Raw genomic sequence first — 23,138 nt, forward strand, 5'->3', positions numbered from 1 at the left:
TCTCGGGCGTCCGAGAAACAAACCCGGCGGTACAGATTTTCCGGCAGCGCGAAGATACCCGAAGCCGTCCCCATCGTGAACCCTGGTGTCCCAACAGTCGGACATCTGCCGTTCTGGCGATCTCTCCCGGCCCGCCGGGTGTCCGGTAAGCGGTGCCGACCTGACCGGAGCGACCTGACAAACACGTGCGGAAATCCTTGCGAAACCGACTCGCGGGTTCGTATCTTGCGCGGTGCTCGTCGTCCCACAACCGCTCAGAAGCTCCCCTGATCGAGGGTTCCCATGCTGCAGTCGCCCGCTCCGACCGACATCGCGGCCGACGGGGCCTTCCGTCCGCTCACCACGACGGCCCCCCGCGAGTACGTCCACCGGGCCGCCCTCGCCGAGGTGTTGCTGACCGCCGACTGGTGCCGGACGGACGAGACCCGCTTCACCTTCCACGCCCAGTGGCCGCGCGGGCATTCCTTCTTCGCGCCCGTCGGGGGAACCCACTACGACCCGATGATGGCCGCGGAGACGATCCGTCAGGTGGGCGCGATCCTCGCCCATGTGGGCTTCGAGGTCCCCCTGGGCCACCAGTTCCTGATGTGGGAGCTCAACTACCGCGTGGAACCGCTTCTGACGGAGATCGGCGGCGCCCCCGCGGAGCTGCGCCTCGACGTCACCTGCTCCGACATCCGGCGCCGGGCCGGGCGCCTCACGGGTCTGCGGTACGAGGTCGTCGCCCGCCAGGGCGGCCGCGTCCTCGCCACCGGCAGCGCCCGCTACACCTGCACCAGCCCCGAGGTCTACCGCCGGCTGCGCGGCGACCGGCTCACCGACCCGCAGCCCGGGACCGTGCCGCCCGCCGCGCCGGTGGAGCCGGGCACCGTCGGCCGGGACCGGACCGCCGACGTGGTGCTGAGCCCGACCGGGCACGCGAACCACTGGCGGCTGCGGGTGGACACCCGCCACCCGGTGCTCTTCGACCACCCCGGCGACCACATCCCCGGCATGGTCCTGCTGGAGGCGGCCCGCCAGGCCGTGCACGGTCAGGCGCCCGCCGGCCGGACGGCGCTTCCCGTGGCGATGGATTCCGCCTTCCATCACTACGCCGAGTTCGGCAGCCCCTGCTGGATCGAGGCCGAGCCGGCGGTGGACGACCCGGGCGGCCCGGAGCGGCTGATCCGGGTGACCGGCCGCCAGGACGGGCAGGTGGTGTTCACCGCCATCACGACGGTCGCGGAACTGCCCGCGTAGCTGTCCGGGCGGGCGGCGCGAGCGCGTCAGGTGAGGGACGCGGCGATCAGCAGCCCGAAGGACGCGGTGACGAGCAGCGTGCGGATCAGGTGGAAGCCGTTCCAGCGCTTCTCGAAGGCGGCACGGACGGCGGCCGGCTCCTCGCCCGTGGTCTCCGAGGCGGCCAGCGCGGTGTTCAGCGGGATGTTGCCGGCCACGGTGACCAGGTGGTTCAGGGCCGCGCAGACCAGTCCGGCGAGGATCAGCCACTTCTGGGTGTCGCTGCGTCCGTCCACCGGCACGAGGAACGCCGCGACGGGGAGGACCAGGATGCCCAGGAAGACGGTCAGGAACACCGCCCTGGGCACGCACTCGTTGATCCGCCGCATGGCGTCGACGAACGCGGCGTCGCCGAGCCGGCCGAGGGCGGGCATGATCCCGGTGCGGAAGATCAGCATGAATCCGGCGTAGAGGCCGGTGGACGCGACGGCGAGGGCGAGCAGCAAGGTGGCCATGGGCCCATCATGACGGGCCTCACGGCCACCTCGGGGGCGTTGTGGATCATCCGCTGTACGGATCCTCCGATTCCGCGCCACGGGAGGGACCGGCGGCCGGCAGACCCAGCTTCTCGGCCTGCCGGATCGACTCCGTCAGCTCCCTGACGACCTTCGAGCCCGACCGGTCGGCGATGGCTCCGGAGTACTCGGCGAGCGCCGAGAGGCGCGGGGCACCGGGCAGGTCGCCGCCGCGCAGCCGGTCGGCGAAGTAGGCGGCGACGGCGGTCAGCTGGAGGCTGTCGTGCCCGGCGGACCAGACCGAGGAGGTGAGCACGCCGGTGTCCACGGTGCCGGACTGCTCGTGCGGGGCGCGGCTCTTGGGGTCGAGCCAGCGGACCGTGGCCGTGGCCAGCCGGCCCGTCCGGCCGGGGCGGGTCTTCACGGCGTAGAGCGCGGTGACGGTGTGTCCGGCCCCTACCTCGCCGCCGTCGACCCGGTCGTCGCGGAAGTCCTCGTCCGCGACCGCCCGGTTCTCGTACCCGATCAGCCGGAACCGCTCGACCGTCGCGCGGTCGAAGGCGACCTGCGCCTTGGCGTCGCGCGCCCGCAGCTCGACGTTGACCGGAAGCTGCTCGACGAAGACCTTGCGGGCCTGCTCGGGGGTGGAGACGTACGTGGTGTTGCCGTCGCCCTTGTCGGCGAGCTGCTCCATGAAGGCGTCCCCGTACTCGCTGCCGACGCCGACCCCGAAGAGGGTGATGCCGTGTGTCCGGCGCGCGTCGTCGATCCGGTTCAGGATCGACCGGGCCTCGGTGTCACCGGTGTTGGCGAGGGCGTCGGAGAGGAGCACGACCCGGTTCGTGGCACCTGCGCGGCGTCCCCGGACGGCGACGTCGTAGCCGGTGCGCACGCCGGCCTCGACGTTGGTGGACGACGTGGTCTCCAGGGCGGAGACGACCTGGTGGATCCGGTCGCGGCCGGTGCCGACGCGCGTCATGGGCAGCCGGGTCTCGGCCTCGTCGCTGAAGGTGACGAGGGCCACCGAGTCGTCGTCGCGGAGCTGGTCGGTGAGGGTGCCGAGCGAGGTCTTGACGAGGTCGAGCCGGCCGGGCTCGGCCATCGATCCGGAGATGTCGACGACGAAGGTGAGGGCGGCCGGCGGGCGTTCGCCCGTGCGGTCCGTGGCGCGGGTGGCGAGTCCGACGCGGACGAGGGACCAGCCGTCCTCTCCCGTCTTCGCGCCGTCGAGCGTCACGCTGAAGCCGTCGCCCTTCGGCCGGGGGTAGTCCGGCCGGAAGCTGTTGACGAACTCCTCGGGCCGCACGGTCGCCGGGTCCGGCAGCCGCCCCTCGGACAGGGTCCGGCGGGCGTAGCCGTACGAGGCGGTGTCCACGTCCAGGGCGAAGGTGGAGAGGTAGTCGGGCGCGGGCGGGCGGGAACGCTGCTCCCCCTCGGGCGTGTCGGCGTCCGTCCTGGCCCCTCCGTCGGGCACGGCGGGCGCCCGGTTCCCGCCCTCCCGGGTGGAGCTCCGGTCCGCGGAGGTACCGCCTCCGCACCCGGTCGACACCAGTGCGACGAGCACCAGCCCGGCGGCCAGCCCCATTCGTCGACGCTGCTTCATGTCATCTCCCCCTCTGTCGCGTGCACTTGTGAATGTGACGCGCGAGAGGCCCCGGAGGAGCAGACGAAGAAGTTGCGGATGGATCTCGATGCGGCAACGGCGGACGCCGCGGACGGCCATGGCATGGATTCGCCATCCTGCCCAACAGGGGTTGTCACGGTACGGAGTCACATGCGTACATGGAGTGGCACATCGATCGGCGGGGGTGGTCAGCGGTGGCAGAACGCGTGGGCTCCGTGACGCTGGCCCGTTCGGCGGTGAGCCGGGGCGCGCCGGAGGCGCAGCGTCCGCCGGGCCGTCCGGTCCGCGGCGTGCGGCGCGTCAGCGCGGCGCTGGCGGCGCTGGCCGCCTCGACCCGGCACGAGTTGCTGACCTTCGACGACCCGACCACCTCCGCGGGCCGTGCGATCCCCGAGCCGTTCCTGGAGTTGGCGGGAGCGTGCATGCGGGCCGCGACGGAGCGGGCGTGCGAGGTCAGACGGATCGTGCCCCGGCATGCCCTGTCCCAGGTGGCGGGGCTGGAGCGGGTCCCGGGCCGGGCCCGGCTCACGGACGCGATCCCCTTCAAGCTGATCGTGGTCGACCGGACGGTGGCGGCGGTCCCGCTCGATCTGGAGCTGCTCTACAACGGGCTGCTGCTGATCCGGGATCCGGTCGTCGTGCAGGCCCTGGTCCGTGCCCACCGGGCCAGTTGGGACGCGGGCGAGGAGCTGACGAGCGCTGTCGCCCCGACGGGCGAGTTGCCCCCGCAGCTCCGCCCGGTCCTGGAGGCGCTGCTCGCCGGGCTCACGGATGAGACGGCCGCCGCCCGTCTCGGGATGTCGGGCCGCACGTACAGCCGCCGGGTGGGCGAGCTGATGGCGGCCCTGGGAACGACGAGCCGCTTCCGCGCGGGTGCGGAAGCGGCTCGAAGGGGGTGGTTGTGACGGTCCCGGCCGGGAGGTCTACGACACGATGTCCTTGCGGGCGAATCCCCGGAAGGCCAGCGCGAAGAGGATCAGCGCGTAGGTCACCGAGATCGCCGCCCCCTTCGCCATGCCGCCCCACTCCAGCTGGGGCTGGAGCGCGTCCGCCCAGGCGAACTGCCAGTGGGCGGGCAGGAAGTCGCGCCAGTCGCCGAGCGCGGTCACGGCGTCCAGGACGTTGCCGACGATCGTCAGGCCGACGGCGCCGCCGACCGCGCCGAGCGGGGCGTCGGTCCGGGTGGAGAGCCAGAACGCCAGTCCGGCGGTGACCAGCTGGGAGACGAAGATGAACGCGACCGCGAGGGCGAGCCGGGGCAGCGAGTCGCCCGCCGGCAGGGACCCGCCGGTGGGCAGGCGCAGCGGCCCCCAGCCGTAGGCGACCGTGCCGGCGGCCAGCGCGACCAGCGGCAGCAGGACCATAGCGGCGGCGCTGAACCCGAGGGCCACGGTGAGCTTGGACCACAGCAGCCGGGCCCGGGGCACGGGTGCGGCCAGGAGGTAGCGCAGCGAGGACCAGCCCGCCTCGGAGGCCACGGTGTCCCCGCAGAACAGCGCCACCGGGATCACGAGGAGGAAACCGGCAGAGACGAAGAGGCAGGTGGCGGCGAAGTTCGCGGCGGACTCGGTCGCCGTGTCCATCAGCGTGATCCGGCCGTTGCCGTTGCCGTCCGGGCCGCCGCCGATCGCGAAGGCGATGATCAGGACGAAGGGCAGGGCGGCGAGCACCGCCCCCATCACGAGGGTGCGGCGGCGCTTGAGCTGCCGGACGGCCTCGACGCGCAGGGGCAGGGTGTGCCGGGCGCGGTAGCCCGGCGCGGTCTCCAGCAGGGTGCTCATGCCGAGCCTTCCGAGATGAGGGTGAGGAACGCGTCCTCCAGGCGCCGGTGCGGTCCCACACCGGTCACGGGCACGTCGAGGCGGACGAGTTCCCCGATCAGGGCCGTCGCGTCCGCCCCGTCGAGGCGGACGAGGACTCCGCCGGCGGAGCGCTCCGCGCCGCCGATCCCGGGCAGGGCCCCGATCTTCTCGACGAGCGGGTCGGGGACGGTGTCGCCGAGGGTCACCAGCAGGATGTCGCCCGCGCCGATGATCTCCGCGACGGGTCCGGCCTGCACCAGCTGCCCGCGGTCCATGACCACGAGGTGGGTGCAGGACTGCTCGACCTCGGCGAGCAGGTGGCTGGAGACGATGACGGTCCGGCCGCCGGCCGCGTAGCGGATCATCACGTCCCGCATCTCGCGGATCTGGGGCGGGTCGAGTCCGTTGGTCGGTTCGTCGAGGATCAGCAGGTCCGGCAGGCCGAGCATGGCCTGGGCGATCGCGAGCCGCTGCCGCATGCCCTGGGAGTAGGTCCGCACGGCGCGCTCCAGGGCGCCGCCCAGGTTCGCGATCCGCAGGGCCTCGTCCAGGTGGGCGTCCTCGGCGGGACGGCCGGTGGCCTTCCAGTACAGCTCCAGGTTCTCCCGGCCGGACAGGTGCGGCAGGAATCCCGCGCCCTCGACGAAGGCGCCGACCCGGGAGAGGACCGGGGCGCCGGGCCGGATGGCCTGGCCGAAGACCCGGATCTCGCCCTCGTCGGGCGTGATCAGCCCCATGAGCATCCGCAGGGTGGTGGTCTTGCCCGCGCCGTTGGGCCCGAGCAGCCCGAGGACCTGGCCCTGCTCGACGCGGAAGGAGAGGTCCCGCACGCTGTAGCGGTCGCCGCCCGCGTACTTCTTGCTCAGTCCGGTGATCTCCAGCGGTACGGAGAGGAGTTCGGGGTCCGGCGCGGGTGCGGTGGTCCGGCGGCGGGCGGTGAGCAGCAGGGCGGCGGCAATCACGGCACCGGCGAGCGGCAGGCCCCAGACCCACCAGGGCAGTCCGGCCGCCTGCGTCGTCACGGCGGGCGCGGTCGGCACGGTCAGCCCGCTCTCGACCGCGACCGTGTACGTGGCGGGGGCGGCCGGGGAGGCGTAGCCGAGGTCGGTGGCCGAGAGCACCAGCCGCAGCCGGTGCCCGGCCTCGACCTCGTGGTCGACGGCCGGCAGCGTCAGCGCGACGGTCCTGCCCTGCCGGGCGTCCTCGACCCGTACGGGCGCGACGAGCTGGGCGGGCAGCACCTGCTGCTGCCCGTCGGGGCCGACGTCGTACACCTTGGTGAAGAGGACGGCGGACCCGTCGGCGCTGTCCGAGGTGACCTTCACGCGCACCGTGGGCGAGCCGGTGATCCGCAGCGGGCCGGACTGCGGCTTCGTCTCGAAGGCGGCGTACTGGCCGGGGAAGTCGAGGGAGAGCCCGACGCCGAGGGAGGACAGCTGGGAGAGTCCGCCGCCGATGCCGGGGACGGCCGAGACGGCGGGCGGGGCCGCGCCGGCCGGGTTGCGGAAGGACTGCGGCCGGCCGCCGTCGAGGGCGAGGGTGCGTCCGCCCGCCGAGAGACCCGGGTAGCGGTCGGCGGTCGCGCCGCGCAGTGTGGCCCGGCCGTCGGTGGAGTCGACCCCACCGGTACGGCTGACGCGGAAGGCCGGACCGGTGTCGGCGTCGGTGTCGCCCTTCAGATGGCGGTCGAACCAGGCGGTGACCCGGGCCTGGATCCGGTCGCTCTCGCGGTTGCCGCCGTCGTGGCCGCCCGCGATCCAGTCGACGGCGACGGGGGCGCCGCCCGCGGCGATCGTCCGGGCCATGGCGTCGGCGTGGGACAGCGGGAAGAGGGAGTCGGTCTGCCCCTGCACGATGAGCGTGGGCACCTTGATGCGGTCCCCGACGGCGGAGGGGCTGCGGGCCTCGAGGAGGGCGCGGGCGGCCGGGTCGGGCTTCCCCGCGACGGCGACGCGCTCGTACAGGGCGCAGAGTTCGGGGGTGAACCGTCCGCAGTCGCCCGCGTCGGGGCCCGCGGCTCCGTCGGTCCCGCCGGGCCGCTGACCGCCGGGCGGCCGGGCGGCCGTCGCGGGGCCGCCGGTCGCGGACCCCGTGGTGAAGAAGATCCCGGCCCAGAGCTTCTTGAAGACACCGTCCGGGAAGAGCGCGTCGGCCAGGTTCCAGTACGTCATCTGGGGAGCGATCGCGTCGACCCGCGGGTCGTACCCGGCGGCGAGCAGCGAGATCGCGCCGCCGTAGGACACGCCGGTGACGCCGACGCGCGGATCGCCGTCCTTGTCCAGCCGCACCTCGGGCCGGCGCGCGAGCCAGTCGACGAGCGTGCGGACGTCCTCGACCTCGTGCGCGGGGTCGTTGAGCCCGATCCGTCCGGTGGAGGCGCCGAAGCCGCGCGCGGACCAGGTCAGGACGGCGTACCCGTCGCGGGCGAGCCTCTCCGCCTGGGCGCGCACGTCGTCCTTGGAGCCGCCGAAACCGTGCGCGAGCAGGACGGCGGGACGACGGCCTCCGCCGCCGTCCGTGAAGTACGAGGTGTCGAGCCGCGCCCCGGGCACGTCGAGCACCTGGTCCGCGCGGTCCACGGGGGACGGGTCGTCCGAGGCGACGGCGGTCCAGGTGCCGGCGCCCGCGAGCACGGCGAGGGCGGCGGTGACCGCGGCCCACCGGGGAAGTCGGAGCTTCATGGGTCCGAGCCTAGGCGGACGTCCGGGGTGGTACGGCTGCCGGAAGGCGGAAGTCGGCGGCCTCCCCGAGAGGTACGCCACACGTCGCGCGTACACCAGGCGCGGTATGCCGGGCGGGCGCGCGGGCGGCACGGGGAGGTGCGCGGCGGCCGGGGCGGGACGCGCGCGGGCGGCTGGGAGGTGTCCTGCCGATCAGGCCCGATCGGACGCGGGCTCCTCGGCGACCAGGTGGGCGAGGAGTTCGGGACCGGCCGGGTAGGGCCGTTCCTCGGGCAGCTCCGCCCGGGCGGCGTCGAGCTCGCCGGCCCGTACGAGGGCGTGGATCCGGTGGGCGAGCGGGGTGACGTCCCGGATGCCGACCGTCCACTCGTCCGCGTAGCGGCGCGACGCCTCTCCCGAGAGCCCCAGCTGGAGGGAGCGGTACGGCAGCGCGGCCAGCCGCAGGTCGCGCTCGGGGTCCCACTGGACCCGGGCCGGCGACCGCCGCAGGTCGCGGCTCCAGGCGTCGCGATCGGGGTGGACGCCCCGGACGTAGTGGGAGAGGCAGGCGTTGCGCAGGGCCCAGGCGAAGCCGGCGTGGGTGATCTCGACGGCGAGGACGGTCTGCTGGCCCTCCTTCAGGCCCCAGCCGCAGCGGTACATCATCCACAGGAACGACGGCTTGATCCAGGTCATCCGCTCCCGCTTCCACGCGGCCGGGAAGCGCCCGTCGCGCGCGGCCGGAAGTCCGAGGGAGGGGTCGTACGCCTGGTAGACGGTCACCGTCGACTCGGTGTGCAGGGCGCGGATCTGGTGCTTCGGAGGGACGGACATGGCCCCCAGGATGCGCCGTCGCGCGCCCTGGGGGCCAGTCGTTTTGCGGATCCGACACCGGCCCGCCGGGAGTCCGTCAGTGGTTGCGGGGGAAGCCCAGGTCCACGCCGGAGGGCGCCTCGGACGGGTCCGGCCAGCGGGTCGTGACGACCTTGCCGCGGGTGTAGAAGTGGACGCCGTCGTTGCCGTAGATGTGGTGGTCCCCGAAGAGCGAGTCCTTCCAGCCACCGAAGGAGTGGTAGCCGACGGGGACCGGGATCGGGACGTTCACGCCGACCATGCCGGCCTCGACCTCCATCTGGAAGCGGCGGGCGGCGCCGCCGTCGCGGGTGAAGATCGCGGTGCCGTTGCCGAACGGCGAGGCGTTGATGAGGGCGAGGCCCTCCTCGTAGGTCTCGGTGCGCAGCACGCACAGCACCGGGCCGAAGATCTCGTCCTGGTAGGCCTTGGCGGTGGTGGGGACGTGGTCCAGGAGCGAGAGGCCGATCCAGTGGCCGTCCTCGTAGCCCTCGACCGTGTGGCCGGTGCCGTCGAGGACGACCTCGCAGCCCTCGTCCGCCGCGCCCTTCACGTACGAGGCGACCTTGTCACGATGGACGGCCGTGATGAGCGGGCCCATCTCGGAGGCCGGGTCGTTGCCGGGACCGATCTTGATCTTCTCGGCGCGCTCGCGGATCTTCTCCACCAGCTCGTCGGCGATGTGGCCGACGGCGACGACCGCCGAGATCGCCATGCAGCGCTCGCCGGCGGAGCCGTACGCCGCCGAGACCGCGGCGTCGGCCGCCGCGTCGAGGTCCGCGTCGGGCAGCACCAGCATGTGGTTCTTCGCGCCGCCCAGCGCCTGGACGCGCTTGCCCCGCGCCGAGGCGGTGGTGTGGATGTGGCGGGCGATCGGGGTCGAGCCGACGAAGGAGATCGCCGAGACGTCCGGGTGCTCCAGGAGCCGATCGACGGCCACCTTGTCGCCGTGCACGACGTTGAAGACACCGTCCGGCAGGCCCGCCTCGGCGAGCAGCTCGGCGATCTTCAGCGAGGCGGACGGGTCCTTCTCGCTCGGCTTGAGGATGAAGGTGTTGCCGCAGGCGATGGCCAGGGGGAACATCCACATCGGCACCATGGCCGGGAAGTTGAACGGCGTGATGCCGGCGACGACGCCCACGGGCTGGCGGATCGCGGCCACGTCCACCCGGTTCGACACCTGGGTGGACAGCTCGCCCTTGAGCTGGGTGGTGATGCCGCAGGCCAGGTCGACGATCTCCAGGCCGCGGGCCACCTCGCCCAGCGCGTCCGAGTGCACCTTGCCGTGCTCGGCGGTGATCAGCTCGGCGATCGCGTCGCGGTTGGCGTCCAGCAGCGCGCGGAACTTGAAGAGGACGGTGGTGCGCTGGGCCAGGGACGCCGTGCCCCACGTCTCGAAGGCGGCCTTGGCGGTGGCCACCGCCGCGTCGACCTCCTCCACCGAGGCCAGCGCGACCTGCGTGGTGACGGCGCCGGTGGCCGGGTCGGTGACCGGGCCCCAGTTGCCCGACGTGCCCTCGACGGTCTTTCCACCGATCCAGTGGTTGACGGTCTTCGTCATGACGAATTGCTCCTTCAGAGATGGCGGCGTCGGGCGGTGACGTGCCGGGCGTACTCCTCCCGGGCCTTGACCGCCGACGAGCGGGTCGAGGTCTCGGCCACGGGCACATCCCACCACGCCTGGGCGGGGGGCGGGCCCGACACTGTGTCTGCCGTTTCGGTCTCGACGTAGACACATGTGGGGACGGTCGCCGCCCGGGCGTCGGCGAGGGCTTGTCGCAGGTCACGCACGGTGTGTGCACGCAGCACCCGCATGCCGAGGGAGGCCGCGTTGGCGGCCAGGTCGACGGGGAGGGGCGCCCCGGTGAAGCGGCCGTCGGGGCCCCGGTAGCGGTAGGCGGTGCCGAACCGCTCCGCGCCGACGGCCTCGGAGAGCCCGCCGATGGACGCGTACCCGTGGTTCTGCAGGATGACCACCTTGATCGGGACTCCTTCCTGGACCGCCGTGACGATTTCGGTGGGGTTCATCAGATACGTACCGTCACCGACGAGCGCCCACACAGGCCGGCCGGGAGCGGCGAGCGAGACCCCGATCGCCGCCGGGATCTCGTAGCCCATGCAGGAGTACCCGTACTCCACGTGGTACTGGTCCGTGGAGCGGACACGCCAGAGCTTGTGCAGGTCCCCGGGGAGCGAACCGGCCGCGTTGATCAGGATGTCGTCCCCGGTGACCAGGGTGTCGAGTACGCCGAGGACCTGGGTCTGCGTGGGCCGGGCGTCCTCGTCGGGGGTGGCGTACGCGGCGTCGGTCCGCTCCTGCCAGTCCCGCTGGGCGGACTCCCACCGGACCTCGCCCGGCGGGTGGTCGCCGAGGGCCTCGGTCAGGGCGGCGAGCGATTCGCGGGCGTCGCCGACGAGGGGCAGCGCGCTCTGCTTGTGGGCGTCGAAACCGGCGATGTTCAGGTTGAGGAAGCGGGCGTCCGCGCGGAAGAGGGTGCCGGAGGCGGTGGTGAAGTCGGTGTAGCGGGTGCCGACGCCGATGACCAGGTCGCCGGCGCGGGCGAGCGCGTCGGCCGTACCGGTGCCGGTGTGGCCGATGCCGCCGACCTCGCAGGGGTGGTCGTACGGCAGGACGCCCTTGCCGGCCTGGGTGACGGCGACGGGGATGCGGGCCTGTTCCGCGAAGGCCCGGAGGGCGCTCTCGGCGCCGCTGTACCTGACGCCGCCGCCGGCGATGATGAGCGGCCGTTCCGCCGCCCTGACCGCCCCTACGGCCGCTTCGAGTTCGGCCCTGTCGGGGCGGGGCCGGCGGACCGTCCAGATCCGCTCGGCGAAGAACTCCTCGGGCCAGTCGTACGCCTGCGCCTGGACGTCCTGCGGCAGCGCGAGGGTGACCGCGCCGGTGGCGACGGGGTCGGTGAGGACGCGCGCCGCGGCGAGCGCGGCCGGGATCAGCGCCTCGGGGCGGGTGACGCGGTCGAAGTACGCCGAGACGGGGCGCAGGCAGTCGTTGACCGAGACATCGCCCGCGTGGGGGACTTCGAGCTGCTGGAGGACGGGGTCGGCGGGCCGGGCGGCGAAGGTGTCGCCGGGCAGGAGGAGCACGGGAAGCCGGTTGACGGTGGCCAGGGCCGCGCCGGTGACGAGGTTGGTGGCGCCCGGGCCGATGGAGGTGGTCACGGCGTGGGCGGAGAGCCGGTTCGACTGGCGGGCGTATCCGACGGCGGCGTGCACCATGGCCTGCTCGTTGCGGCCCTGGTGGAAGGGCATCCGGCAGGCGGGGTCGTCGGCGTACTCGACGAGGGCCTGGCCGATCCCGGCGACGTTGCCGTGCCCGAAGATGCCCCAGGTCGCGGCGATCAACCGCCGCCGCTCGCCGTCGCGTTCGGTGTACTGGGCGGCGAGGAACCGCACGAGCGCCTGGGCGACGGTGAGGACGGTCACCGGTATCCCTCCGCGTGGTCGGGGTGGAAGCAGATCTTCCACTCGCGCTCGGGTCCAGGTCCCGCCATGACGTTGAGGTAGTACATGTCGTGTCCCGGCTGGGCGATCGACGGCCCGTGCCAGCCGTCGGGAACGAGCACGGCGTCGCCGCTGCCGACCTCGGCGAGCAGATCGGCGCCGCCGGGCCGGGAGGGGGTGATCCGCTGGTAGCCGACGCCGGACCGGCGGATCTCGTAGTAGTAGATCTCCTCCAGTTCGGACTCCCGGCCGGGGCGGTGCTCGTCGTGCTTGTGCGGCGGGTAGGACGACCAGTTGCCGCCGGGGGTGATCACCTCGACGGCGATCAGTCGGTCGCAGTCGAAGGCGTCCGCCGCCGCGAAGTTGCGGACCCGGCGGGCCTGGCTGCCGCTGCCGCGGGCCTCGACGGGAACCTCCGGCGCGGGGCCGTAGCGTGCGGGGAGTCGTCGCTCGCACTTCGCTCCTGCCAAAGCGAAGCGGCCTCCCGCACCGGAGGCGATCTGGGCACGGGCGTCGCGGGGCACGTACGCGAAGTCGGAGACTCCGTCGAACACGCTCTCGCGGCCCAGTAGTTCAAGGATCTCGTCGTCGATCTGCACCGTACAGCCGCCGGTGAGCGGAAGCACGATCCACTCGCTTTCCCCGGCGTCCAGGAGGTGGGTGCCTCCCGGGGCGAGTTCGAGGACGCGCAGTGCGGAGTACCCCCAGCCGGCCCGTTCGGGGTCGACGTGGAGGGCGTACGGCCCGCGGGAGGCGGTCCCGGCGGGCAGGTGCAAGGAGTTCATGGTCGGTGCCTACCCCTTCTTACAGCAGACTCGCCGCGGTATCGACGGCTCCGGCCACATCGCCGTCCGCCGGGTACAGCAGGGTGCGGCCGACGACCAGGCCCCGGACGGTGGGCAGACGCAGAGCACCACGCCATTTCTCGTACACATGTTCCTGCGCGTCCTGTCCCGGCCCGGGGTCGCCGCCGAGGAGGACGGCGGGGAGGGTGGTGGTCTCCATGACGCGGGCCATGTCGTCGGGGTCGTCGGTGACGGGGACCTTGAGCCAGGTGTAGGCGGAGGTGCCGCCGAGCCCGGAGGCGACGGCGAGCGAGGTGGTGACGGCCTCGGCGGAGAGGTCGTTGTGGAGCAGTCCGGCCGCGTCGCGCCGGCAGAGGAAGGGTTCGACGAAGACGGGCAGGCGCAGGGCGGCCATCTCGTCGACGGCGCGGGCGGCGGAGTGGAGGGTGCGCAGCGAGCCGGGATCGTCGGGGTCGATGCGCAGGAGCAGCTTGCCGGCGTCGAAGCCGAGGCGGGCGAGGTCCTGGGGACGGTGGCCGGTGAAGCGGTCGTCGAGCTCGAAGGAGGCGCCGGCGAGGCCGCCGCGGTTCATCGAGCCGATGGCGAGACGGTCGTCCAGGGCACCGAGCAGCAGCAGGTCGTCGAGGACGTCGGCGGAGGCGAGGACTCCGTCGACGCCGGGCCGGGACAGGGCGAGGCAGAGGCGGCGCAGCAGGTCGGCCCGGTTGGCCATGGCGTACGGCCGGGCGCCGACGGCCAGCGAGCCGCGGGCGGGATGGTCGGCGGCGACGATCAGCAGCCGGTCGCGGCCCCGCAGAAGGGGCCGGGTGCGGCGGCGGGTGGCGGCTTCGGCGACGGCCTCGGGGTGGTGGGCCCGCAGCGTGACGAGCCCGTCGAGGTCGGGTACGCGTCCGCCGGTCGCGCCGCGCGCACCGGGACCGGGGAGGGTGCCCGGGGCACGGCGGTCGCGCGGTGGGGGCGACGGGGGCGGGAGCAGCGGGGCGGGGCGGGGCGTGCGGTACGCGCCGGGCGGGCGGGGCGCGGCGGCCAGGTGGTACGGACCGTCGGGCTCGTCCGCCGGGCCCGCGGGGGCGGCGGGGGTGGTGCCGTCACCGGTCATGGCGCTGCTCCGGGCCGTCAGGGCGGGGCGGGTGGCCGGGGTCGCTCGGGTGGTCGGGGCGGGTGGGGTGGTCGGGGCGGTCCGCCGGGGCCGGGTGGCCGGGGTGGTCCGCGGCGGCGGGGCGGGGCGTCCGGTCCGGTGGGGCCGGATGGTCCGTGCGGCCCGGATGGTCCGGCGGGGCCGGGTGGGGTGCGGGGGGCGTCCGTTCCGGGATCGAGGCGGTGCCCGCGGCCAGAGCCTGGGCGATCTCGTCCTCGTACGGCATCGCCGGGGAGCAGGCGAGGCGGCCCGCGACGATCGCGCCGGCCGCGTTGGCCCAGCGGATCGTGCGGTCCAGGTCCCAGCCGGCGAGCAGGCCGTGCGCGAGCGCCCCGCCGAACGCGTCGCCCGCGCCCAGCCCGTTGACCACCTCGACCGGCAGGGGCGGGACCTCCGCCCGTTCGCCGTCCGCGGCGAGCGCGAGGACTCCTTTCGGGCCCTGCTTGACGACCGCGAGCCGCACGCCCGCGTCGAGCAGGGCGCGGGCGGCGGCGTCGGGCTCCCGCTCCCCCGTCGCGATCGCGCACTCGTCGAGGTTGCCGACGGCGACCGTCGCCCCGCCGAGCGCCGCACGGTAGAGCGGGGCGGCCTCGGCGGGGTCGGCCCAGAGCGCCGGGCGCCAGTCCAGGTCGAGGACGGTCAGGCCGGCGCGGTCGCGTTCCCGGAGCGCCGCGAGGGTGGCGGCCCGGCTCGGCTCGGCGCTCAGGCCCGTGCCCGTCACCCAGAAGGCGCGCGCGGAGCGGATCGCCGCGAGGTCGAGCTCGTGCGGGTGGATCTCCAGGTCCGGGGCCTTGGGCTGCCGGTAGAAGTGGATCGGGAAGTCGTCGGGCGGGAAGATCTCGCAGAAGGTGACCGGCGTCGGGTACGCCGTCACGGGCGTCACCCAGCGGTCGTCCACGCCGAACGCGCGGAGTTCGCGGTGCAGGTAGTCCCCGAAAGGGTCGGCGCCCGTACGGGTGATGACGGCCGTGCGGCGGCCGAGCCGGGCGGCCGCGACGGCGACGTTCGAGGGCGAGCCGCCGAGGAACTTGCCGAAGCTCTCGACCCGGGCCAGCGGTACCCCGACCTGAAGGGGGTACAGGTCCACGCCGATGCGTCCCATGGTGATCAGGTCGTAGGGCTCGGTGTCCGGCCTGTGGCGCGGCGCGGTCCCCGGCTCCGTCTCCATGCACGTCACCTCTCGCCTCGGCCCCGCACCCAGGTCTAGCCGTCCGCCGGGAACGCTGTCAACGCCATGTCCTTACATTCGGACGACCGTCTTGACGGTGCTCCGCGGACCCGGTCAAGGTGGCTTGCATGACGAAGCCGTCACCACTGTCCCGTATCCGCATCGGCTCCGCCCCCGATTCCTGGGGCGTCTGGTTCCCCGACGATCCCCGGCAGGTGCCCTGGCAGCGCTTCCTCGACGAGGTGGCGGGCGCCGGCTACACGTGGATCGAACTCGGGCCGTACGGCTATCTGCCCACCGACCCCGCGCTCCTGACCGACGAGACGGCCCGGCGCGGACTGAAGGTGTCCGCGGCGACGGTGTTCACCGGGCTGCACCACGGCCCCGCGGTCTGGGAGAGGACCTGGGCGCAGGTGGCCGAGAACGCCTCCTTGGCCCAGGCCATGGGCGCGGAGCACCTGGTCGTGATCCCGTCCTTCTGGCGGGACGACAAGACCGGCGCGGTCCTGGAGGACCGGACGCTCGACATCGAGCAGTGGCGGCAGCTGACGGGACTCACCGAGCGGCTCGGCCGGGAGGTCCGGGAGCGCTACGGCCTGCGGATCGTGGTCCACCCGCACGCCGACACCCACATCGACAGCGAGGAGAACGTGGCGCGCTTCCTGGACGCCACCGATCCCGATCTGGTCGCCCTCTGTCTGGACACCGGGCACTACGCCTACTGCGGCGGCGACAGCGTGAAGCTGATCGAGACGTACGGGGAGCGGATCGGCTACCTCCACCTCAAGCAGGTCGACCCGGAGGTCCTGGCCGGGGTGGTGGCGGAGGAACTGCCCTTCGGGCCGGCCGTGGCGCGGGGGGTGATGTGCGAGCCGCCCGCCGGGGTGCCCGCCCTCGAACCGGTCCTGGCGGCGGCGCAGGGGCTGGGCGTGGAGCTCTTCGCCATCGTCGAACAGGACATGTACCCGTGCGAGCCGGACCGGCCGTATCCGATCGCCGTACGCACGCGACGCTTCCTGCGTTCCTGCGGAGCCTGACCGGGTCCGAACAGGCCGTTTCGGTACGCGACATGACCGTGTGTCACGTACGTCACATCCGTCCCCCTGTCGTCACACATATCTCCATTACGCGGGCTTTCCGTCACAGGCGTTCAACAGCCGCTCTCCTCCGGTCGGGGGGTGTCGTTCACCCGGCACAGGCTCAGTGATCGCCAGCGCGCGCCCCGCAGCTCCCCCGACGGCACTTCCGCCGCCGCTGCGTGACGCGCAGGGAGGTGCCCGCATGACGGACAGAAGGCTCTGGTCCTACAAGGACATTGCCGCGCACATCAAGGTGCAGCCGGACACCGTCCGCTCCTACCGGAAGCACGGACTGCTTCCGCCGCCCGACCACGTGGAGTCGGGCAAGCCCTACTGGGACCCGGACACCATCCGCACCTGGGTCGCGAACCGTCCGGGCAACCGCAGCCGCCGGTACTGACCGCGCGCCCGCGCCGAAGGGCCCCGCACCCCGCCGGGCCCGCCCGTCCTCGTGCCGCCGTCGGCCCCCGCCGGGCCCGGACAGGCCGTCCGGGCCCGGCGAGGGCGGCGCGGCGGTCTCAGCCCACCGGCTCCCTGTCCCGCGGGGCCTCCTCGGCCCCCTCCTCCATCACCGCGACCGGCGCGGCCGCCGGGGCGCCGCCCTCGCTGATCCCGAAGCGGTCGTGGAAGCGGCGCAGCGGTCCCGGGGCCCACCAGGTCAGCCGGCCCGTCAGCTTCATCACGGACGGCACGAGCAGGCTGCGCACCACCATGGCGTCCATCAGCACGGCGAGCGCGACCCCGAGGCCGAGCATCTTGGTGTTGGTCACCCGGGAGGTGCCGATGGCGACCATCACGACGGCCAGGATCACCGCGGCGGCGGTGATCAGCCCGCCGGTGCGCCGGAGACCGAACCGCACGGAGTGCTCGTGGTCGCCCGTGGCGTCGTACTCCTCCTTGATCCGGGAGAGCAGGAAGACCCCGTAGTCCATGGAGAGTCCGAAGGCGACACAGAACATCAGGACCGGCAGCGTGGTCTCGATGTCGCCCGTGGCGGTGAAGCCGAGCAGCCCGGACAGGTGCCCCTCCTGGAAGACCCAGACGACCGCGCCGAACATCGCCGTGAGGCTGAGGGCGTTGAGGACGACGGCCTGGAGCGGGATCAGCACGCTGCCGGTGAGCAGGAAGACCAGGAGCAGGGTGATCACGACGATGATCGCCGCCGCCCAGGGGAGCCGGTCGGCTATGGCGTCCTTGGAGTCGGTCAGCACGGCCGCCGCCCCGGTCACGGAGGTGTCGAACGGGGCCTCTTGGGCCCGCAGTTCGCCCACCACACGCTGGGCGCCCTCGCCGACGGCCTCACCCTCGGGCACGACGGTGAAGTAGGCGTGGGCGCGAGCCCCGGATCCGGAGGTCACCGGGCCGTCCACCCGCTCCACCCCGGGCAGGTCCGCGATCCGCTCGCGGTAGTCGGCGTACTGCGCCGGCGTGGCGCCGCCCTCGGCGAGCACGGTCAGGCCGCCGCCCGGGCTGCCGGGGAAGCCGTCGCGCAGCTGGTCCTGCACCACCCGCGACTCCGAGGTCGAGGGCAGCTGCCGGTCGTCGGCCGTGCCGAACTTCACGCCCAGGAAGGGCAGTCCGAGCAGGACGAGGCCGGCGGTGGTCGCCACGACGAAGACCGGAGCACGCCGCATCACGAGCGCCGCCGTCCGGGCCCAGCCCGCCCCGCCCTCGTCGCCCCGGCCGGCCTCGGCCGGTCCGGCGCCGTCGCCGGCCCGCACGGCCCGGCGGCGGACGAAGAGCCGGCGCAGGTCGAGCGCGTTGACCCGGTCGCCGAGGAGCATCAGCGCCGCGGGCAGCAGGATCAGCGCCGCCGCGGCGGCCAGGAGCACGACGGCGATCCCGGCGTAGGCGAAGGAGCGGAGGAAGTACTGCGGGAAGACCAGCATCGCGGCGAGCGAGACGGCCACGGTCAGCGCGGAGAAGAGCACCGTCCGCCCCGCCGTGCGCAGGGTGGTCCCCACGGCGGTCCGGGTGTCGGCGCCGCCCGCCAGCTCCTCGCGGAAGCGGCGGACCACGAAGAGCGCGTAGTCGATGGCGAGTCCGAGGCCGAGCGCCGTGGTCAGGTTCTGCGCGAAGACGGAGACGTCGGTGAACTCGGTGAGTCCGCGCAGCACCGCGTTCGTGCCGAGGATGGCGACGATGCCGATGCCCAGCGGCAGCAGGGCCGCGACGGCGCTCCCGAAGACCATGACGAGCAGGACGAGCGTCACCGGCAGGGCGATCAGCTCGGCACGCAGCAGGTCCTCCTGGATCACCGTCTGCATCTCGTGCCGCACGGCGAGCGGGCCGCCGAGGGACACCTCGACCGGACCGTGCGTGCCGCGGTAGGCGGGCGCGATCCGCTGGAGGATCTCGCCGGCCTCCTTCTCCTCGCCCTCGATCCGGGCGGCGATGACGGCCTGCCGTCCGTCCTTCGAGCGCAGGGTGGGCGACCCGGTCGCCCAGTACGAGCCGACGCCGCTGACGCCGGGCTCGGCGTCGAGGCGCTCGGCCGTCCGCCGGGCCTCGGCGGCGACGGCGGGATCGTCGACCCCGGCCGCCCCCGCGTCCAGGAGCAGCAGCACATTGGGCTGGGAGGCGGGGAACTCCCGCTCCAGCACCTGTGTCGCGTACGTGGACTCGGCGTCCGGGTCCTCCCAGCCGCCGCTCCCCATGCGATCGCCGACCCCGCTCCCCGCGACGACGGCGAGCGCGGTGATCACCAGCGCCACCAGGAGCGACAGGCGCGGCCTGGCCGTGACGAACCGGGTCCACCCCCCGCCGCGGGCGGTCCCTGAATTCTTGACTTCGGCCATGACGCGGTGTCCCCTTCACCGTGACCCATGCGCTCGCTTCCCGGCAGGCCGCATGGGTCGCCCATTGCCATAGACTGGCAAACACGAGTCCTCGCTCGCGTTTCCCAAGAATGCGAGCGACCTCTCGTGTTTGTCAAACGTGTCCAGAAAGCTGGGGACAGCCATGCCCGAGGAAACCGCCGAACCGAAGCCGCGCCGCCGCCAGGCGCGCGGTGAGCGGCGCATCGCGCAACTGCTCCAGGCCGCCGCGAGCGTCTTCTGCGCCAACGGCTACTCGGCGAGCAGCACCAACGCGATCGCCCGGGAGGCAAGCGTCTCGCCGGGGACGCTCTACCAGTACTTCCCGAACAAGGAGGCGATCGCCGTCGAGCTCGGCGGGCGCCTGATGCACGAGATGCGCGAGGCCCACGGCCAGGCGTTCACCCCGGAGAACTTCGAACTCCCCCTCCCCGAACTGATCGACGCGGTCGTCGACCCGCTCATCGAGTTCAACTGCGAGAACCCGGTCTTCCTCGCCCTGATGCACGGTTCCGACATCCCGGGCAAGATCGCGGAGGAGCACGACGAACTGCACGCCTCACTGCTGGCCAGGGTCCGCGACCTGCTCGGCCACTACCTCCCCGACCTCCCCGTCGCGGAGCGCGCGGTGATCGCCGACATGACCTTCGCGGTGTTCAAGGGCGGCCTCGCCCTGGTCCTCGCCGCGCCCGAAGGTCCCGAGCGGGACGCCACGATCGTCGAGCTGAAGCGGGTCCTGCTGCGCTACCTCGACCCGGTGATCGGCGACGCCAACGTCACGGGCCCCCCGGCCGCCACCGCACCGCTCGGTCTCTGACACCAGACGGCCGCACCACCCACCGCCGGGCCGCCACGCCACCCGCCCCGCCGCCGGCCGACGGCACCTCCGGCCCGTCGCCGCGAGCGACCCCCACCGCGCATCTCCGCACCGGACCGGCCCCGCGACCGGCCCGGCGCCTTCCGTGCGCGCCCACCGCCCCGCGCGCCCACCGCCCCGCGCGCCCGCCGCCCCGACCGGCCCCCGGGTGCGCGCCCGCCGCGCCGGAGAGGCCGTGGCTCCGGTGGATTTTATACCCCCTAGGGGTATAGGCTGTGGCACTGTACGAGCCTGAACCGGCTCCACCCTCGAAGAGGAGAACGTCATGACCGCCGAGACGAAGACCGAACTTCCCCAGGTCACCGGCAGCTGCTGCTCGCCGTCCGGCTCGTGTCACGACGGTGCGGCGGACGCCCAGGCGGGCGGCGTCACCACCGTCTACGAGGTCAAGGGCATGACCTGCGGGCACTGCGAGGGCGCGGTCTCCGGCGAGCTCTCCGAGCTCGCGGGCGTCTCCTCCGTCACGGCCGTCGCCGCCACCGGCCGGGTCACCGTCACCTCCGACGCACCCCTCGACGAGGAGGCCGTGCGCGCCGCCGTGGACGAGGCCGGCTACGAGCTGGTCGGCCGGGTCTGAACCCACCGGCACCCGGGCCCCCAGGGCGCCCGGCCGCCCGGCAGGGGACGCGTCCCGGCATAGCCCGGCAGGGTCGTACCGTTACACCGGTACGGCCCTGCTCCCTTTGGACGCGCACATGACCTCCAGCACCACCTCCGTGCTCACCACGGAGCTGACCATCGGCGGGATGACCTGCGCCTCCTGCGCGGCCCGCGTCGAGAAGAAGCTCAACCGCATGGACGGCGTCACCGCGACCGTCAACTACGCGACCGAGAAGGCGAGGATCACGTACCCGGAGGGAACCGGGGTCGGCGATCTGATCGCGACGGTCGTGAAGACCGGGTACACGGCCGAGGAGCCGCCCCCGCCTCCGGAGCCCGAACCGGAGCCCGAGCGCTCCGGGGAGGGGCCCGACGGGCCCTCCGATGCGGCCGGCGACGATCCCGCGCTCGCCGCGCTGCGCCTGCGGCTGACGGTCTCCGCCGTGCTGTCCGCGCCGGTCGTCCTGCTGGCGATGGTGCCGGCCCTGCAGTTCGACAACTGGCAGTGGCTCTCCCTGACCCTCGCCGCCCCGGTCGTCGTCTGGGGCGCGCTCCCCTTCCACCGCGCCGCCTGGACGAACCTGCGGCACGGCGCCGCCACGATGGACACGCTCGTCTCGGTCGGCACCCTGGCCGCCTTCGGCTGGTCCCTCTGGGCGCTGTTCCTCGGCGACGCCGGCATGCCCGGCATGCGCCACGGCTTCGACCTCACCGCCGATCGCGCCGACGCGTCCTCCGCCCTGTACCTGGAGGTGGCGGCCGGGGTCACCACCTTCATCCTCCTCGGCCGCTACCTGGAGGCGCGCGCCAAGCGCAGGGCCGGCGCGGCGCTGCGGGCACTGATGGAGCTGGGCGCGAAGGACGTGGCCGTCCTGCGGGCGGGCGGCGAGGTCCGGATCCCGGTGGCAGCGCTGCGGATCGGCGACCGTTTCGTCGTACGGCCCGGCGAGAAGATCGCCACGGACGGCACCGTCACCGACGGCGCCTCGGCCGTGGACGCGTCGCTGCTCACCGGCGAGTCCGTCCCGGTCGACGTCACGGCCGGCGACCCGGTCACCGGCGGATGCGTCAACACCTCCGGCCGTCTGGTCGTGGAGGCCACCCGGATCGGGGCCGACACCCAGCTGGCCCGGATGGCCGAGCTCGTCGAGGACGCCCAGAACGGCAAGGCGGAGGCCCAGCGCCTCGCCGACCGGATCTCGGCCGTCTTCGTCCCCGTCGTCCTGCTGCTGGCGCTCGGCACCCTGGTGACGTGGCTGCTCGTGACCGACGACGTGACGGCCGCGTTCACCGCGGCCGTCGCCGTCCTGATCATCGCCTGCCCCTGCGCCCTCGGACTCGCCACACCGACCGCCCTCATGGTCGGCACCGGCCGCGGCGCCCAGCTCGGCATCCTCATCAAGGGCCCCGAGGTCCTGGAGTCCACCCACCGCGTCGACACGGTCGTCCTGGACAAGACCGGCACCGTCACCACCGGCCGGATGACGCTGGGCGAGGTGACCGCCCACGAGGGCGTCGACGAGGCCGAGCTGCTGCGCCTCGCCGGCGCCGTGGAGCACGCCTCGGAGCATCCGGTCGCCCGCGCGGTCGCCGCCGGTGCCGCCGAGCGGCTGGGGTCGTCCGTGGGCGAGCTCCCCGTGCCGAAGTCCTTCGAGAACGTGCCCGGCCTCGGGGTGCGCGGCTCGGTCGACGGCCACCTGGTCGTGGTCGGACGGGCCGCCCTGCTGCGGGCGGAGGGGATCGAGGTGCCCGGGGCGCTCCCGCCCGGGGCGGTGCACGTCGCGTGGGACGGGCGGGCCCGGGGCACGCTCACGGTCGGGGACACGGTCAAGGACGGCAGCGCGGAGGCGGTCGCACGGCTGCGCGCCCTGGGGCTCACACCGGTCCTGCTGACCGGCGACGTCCGGTCCGTGGCCGAGCGGGTGGCGGCGGAGGTGGGCATCGACGCGGACCGGGTCCTCGCCGAGGTGCTGCCCGAGGACAAGGTCGCCGCGGTCCGGCGCCTCCAGGCGGAGGGCCGTACGGTCGCGATGGTGGGGGACGGCGTCAACGACGCGGCGGCGCTCGCCACGGCCGACCTGGGCCTGGCCATGGGTACGGGCACGGACGCGGCGATCGAGGCGAGCGACCTGACGCTGGTGCGCGGCGACCTGAGGGTCGCGGCGGACGCCATCCGGCTCTCCCGCCGGACGCTGGCGACGATCAAGGGAAACCTCGTATGGGCGTTCGGCTACAACGTCGCGGCGATTCCGCTGGCGGCTGCCGGTCTGCTCAATCCCCTGATCGCGGGCCTGGCGATGGCCTTTTCGTCCGTCTTTGTCGTGACAAACAGCCTGCGCCTCCGGCGGTTCACGTGAATTCACCTACACGTGACGCACAGGACCTTCACAAAGAGACCTAGATCACAGATATTTGGGGGTAACCATTCGGGCTGTTCGCGAGTCTAAGTGGGCGATGCCAAGAACGTCTTGGGGGACGTTCATGAGATGTCTTGGGGGACGTCTCAGGCAAGCGTTGGCCG

17 protein-coding genes and 1 pseudogene are annotated in these 23,138 nt (G+C 73.5%); 7 read left to right on the forward strand and 11 right to left on the reverse strand.

What is annotated here, in order from left to right; translation table 11 throughout:
* Nucleotides 1-282 precede the first annotated feature (282 nt).
* A complete protein-coding gene (locus ACGFZF_RS29215) occupies nucleotides 283-1,239 on the forward strand; it encodes a ScbA/BarX family gamma-butyrolactone biosynthesis protein (protein WP_393558973.1) in 957 nt (318 codons plus the stop codon).
* Between the two features lie 26 nt (nucleotides 1,240-1,265).
* On the opposite strand, the gene ACGFZF_RS29220 is transcribed toward ACGFZF_RS29215, so the two are convergent.
* Nucleotides 1,266-1,733: a DUF1772 domain-containing protein gene (locus tag ACGFZF_RS29220; protein WP_393558975.1), complete on the reverse strand. Its 468-nt coding sequence runs from the start codon at nucleotides 1,731-1,733 to the stop codon at nucleotides 1,266-1,268.
* Between the two features lie 46 nt (nucleotides 1,734-1,779).
* Complete coding sequence (locus ACGFZF_RS29225) at nucleotides 1,780-3,336, reverse strand: von Willebrand factor type A domain-containing protein (protein ID WP_393558977.1); 1,557 nt, start codon at nucleotides 3,334-3,336, stop codon at nucleotides 1,780-1,782.
* Between the two features lie 215 nt (nucleotides 3,337-3,551).
* On the opposite strand from ACGFZF_RS29225, the gene ACGFZF_RS29230 reads away from it, so the two are divergent.
* Nucleotides 3,552-4,262, forward strand: a complete 711-nt coding sequence (locus ACGFZF_RS29230) for a DNA-binding response regulator (RefSeq protein WP_393558979.1) — start codon at nucleotides 3,552-3,554, stop codon at nucleotides 4,260-4,262.
* Nucleotides 4,263-4,280: 18 nt separating this feature from the next.
* Here ACGFZF_RS29230 and ACGFZF_RS29235 read toward each other — a convergent pair whose 3' ends face one another.
* The 8 genes and pseudogenes from ACGFZF_RS29235 to iolC all read right to left on the reverse strand — a co-directional run.
* Nucleotides 4,281-5,138 carry an ABC transporter permease gene (locus ACGFZF_RS29235; protein ID WP_147978070.1) on the reverse strand — a complete coding sequence of 286 codons (858 nt, stop codon included), beginning with the start codon at nucleotides 5,136-5,138 and terminating at the stop codon, nucleotides 4,281-4,283.
* A complete protein-coding gene (locus ACGFZF_RS29240; protein WP_393558982.1) occupies nucleotides 5,135-7,840 on the reverse strand; it encodes a CocE/NonD family hydrolase in 2,706 nt (901 codons plus the stop codon). The genes ACGFZF_RS29235 and ACGFZF_RS29240 overlap by 4 nt, the downstream gene beginning before the upstream one ends.
* Nucleotides 7,841-8,032: 192 nt before the next feature.
* Nucleotides 8,033-8,653: a DUF4291 domain-containing protein gene (locus ACGFZF_RS29245; RefSeq protein ID WP_393558984.1), complete on the reverse strand. Its 621-nt coding sequence runs from the start codon at nucleotides 8,651-8,653 to the stop codon at nucleotides 8,033-8,035.
* Between the two features lie 76 nt (nucleotides 8,654-8,729).
* Nucleotides 8,730-10,232 carry a CoA-acylating methylmalonate-semialdehyde dehydrogenase gene (mmsA, locus tag ACGFZF_RS29250; RefSeq protein ID WP_356598970.1) on the reverse strand — a complete coding sequence of 501 codons (1,503 nt, stop codon included), beginning with the start codon at nucleotides 10,230-10,232 and terminating at the stop codon, nucleotides 8,730-8,732.
* Nucleotides 10,233-10,246: 14 nt separating this feature from the next.
* A complete protein-coding gene (gene iolD / locus ACGFZF_RS29255) occupies nucleotides 10,247-12,115 on the reverse strand; it encodes a 3D-(3,5/4)-trihydroxycyclohexane-1,2-dione acylhydrolase (decyclizing) (RefSeq protein ID WP_393558987.1) in 1,869 nt (622 codons plus the stop codon).
* On the reverse strand, nucleotides 12,112-12,918 hold the full coding sequence (iolB, locus tag ACGFZF_RS29260) for a 5-deoxy-glucuronate isomerase (protein WP_393558989.1): 807 nt from the start codon (nucleotides 12,916-12,918) through the stop codon (nucleotides 12,112-12,114). The genes iolD and iolB overlap by 4 nt, the downstream gene beginning before the upstream one ends.
* Nucleotides 12,919-12,937: 19 nt before the next feature.
* A complete protein-coding gene (locus tag ACGFZF_RS29265) occupies nucleotides 12,938-13,798 on the reverse strand; it encodes a deoxyribose-phosphate aldolase (RefSeq protein ID WP_393559322.1) in 861 nt (286 codons plus the stop codon).
* Nucleotides 13,799-14,252: 454 nt separating this feature from the next.
* Nucleotides 14,253-15,245: pseudogene (iolC, locus tag ACGFZF_RS29270) on the reverse strand (5-dehydro-2-deoxygluconokinase); the annotation flags it as partial.
* Between the two features lie 128 nt (nucleotides 15,246-15,373).
* Here iolC and ACGFZF_RS29275 point away from each other — a divergent pair.
* Together ACGFZF_RS29275 and ACGFZF_RS29280 are read left to right on the forward strand one after the other, a co-directional pair.
* Nucleotides 15,374-16,282 carry a sugar phosphate isomerase/epimerase family protein gene (locus ACGFZF_RS29275; RefSeq protein WP_393558991.1) on the forward strand — a complete coding sequence of 303 codons (909 nt, stop codon included), beginning with the start codon at nucleotides 15,374-15,376 and terminating at the stop codon, nucleotides 16,280-16,282.
* A 244-nt stretch (nucleotides 16,283-16,526) separates the two neighbouring features.
* Nucleotides 16,527-16,724: a MerR family transcriptional regulator gene (locus ACGFZF_RS29280; RefSeq protein WP_356598982.1), complete on the forward strand. Its 198-nt coding sequence runs from the start codon at nucleotides 16,527-16,529 to the stop codon at nucleotides 16,722-16,724.
* A gap of 118 nt (nucleotides 16,725-16,842) precedes the next feature.
* On the opposite strand, the gene ACGFZF_RS29285 is transcribed toward ACGFZF_RS29280, so the two are convergent.
* Nucleotides 16,843-19,122, reverse strand: coding sequence for an MMPL family transporter (locus ACGFZF_RS29285; protein ID WP_393558994.1), 2,280 nt, complete (start codon nucleotides 19,120-19,122; stop codon nucleotides 16,843-16,845).
* Between the two features lie 163 nt (nucleotides 19,123-19,285).
* On the opposite strand from ACGFZF_RS29285, the gene ACGFZF_RS29290 reads away from it, so the two are divergent.
* From ACGFZF_RS29290 to ACGFZF_RS29300, 3 genes are all read left to right on the forward strand, one after another.
* Nucleotides 19,286-19,957 carry a TetR/AcrR family transcriptional regulator gene (locus ACGFZF_RS29290; RefSeq protein ID WP_393558996.1) on the forward strand — a complete coding sequence of 224 codons (672 nt, stop codon included), beginning with the start codon at nucleotides 19,286-19,288 and terminating at the stop codon, nucleotides 19,955-19,957.
* A gap of 325 nt (nucleotides 19,958-20,282) precedes the next feature.
* Nucleotides 20,283-20,594, forward strand: coding sequence for a heavy-metal-associated domain-containing protein (locus ACGFZF_RS29295; RefSeq protein ID WP_393558998.1), 312 nt, complete (start codon nucleotides 20,283-20,285; stop codon nucleotides 20,592-20,594).
* 118 nt (nucleotides 20,595-20,712) lie between these two features.
* Nucleotides 20,713-22,974: a heavy metal translocating P-type ATPase gene (locus ACGFZF_RS29300; RefSeq protein WP_393559000.1), complete on the forward strand. Its 2,262-nt coding sequence runs from the start codon at nucleotides 20,713-20,715 to the stop codon at nucleotides 22,972-22,974.
* Nucleotides 22,975-23,138: the final 164 nt, after the last annotated feature.

The organism is Streptomyces sp. NPDC048338 (assembly GCF_043201055.1).
Classification (GTDB): domain Bacteria; phylum Actinomycetota; class Actinomycetes; order Streptomycetales; family Streptomycetaceae; genus Streptomyces.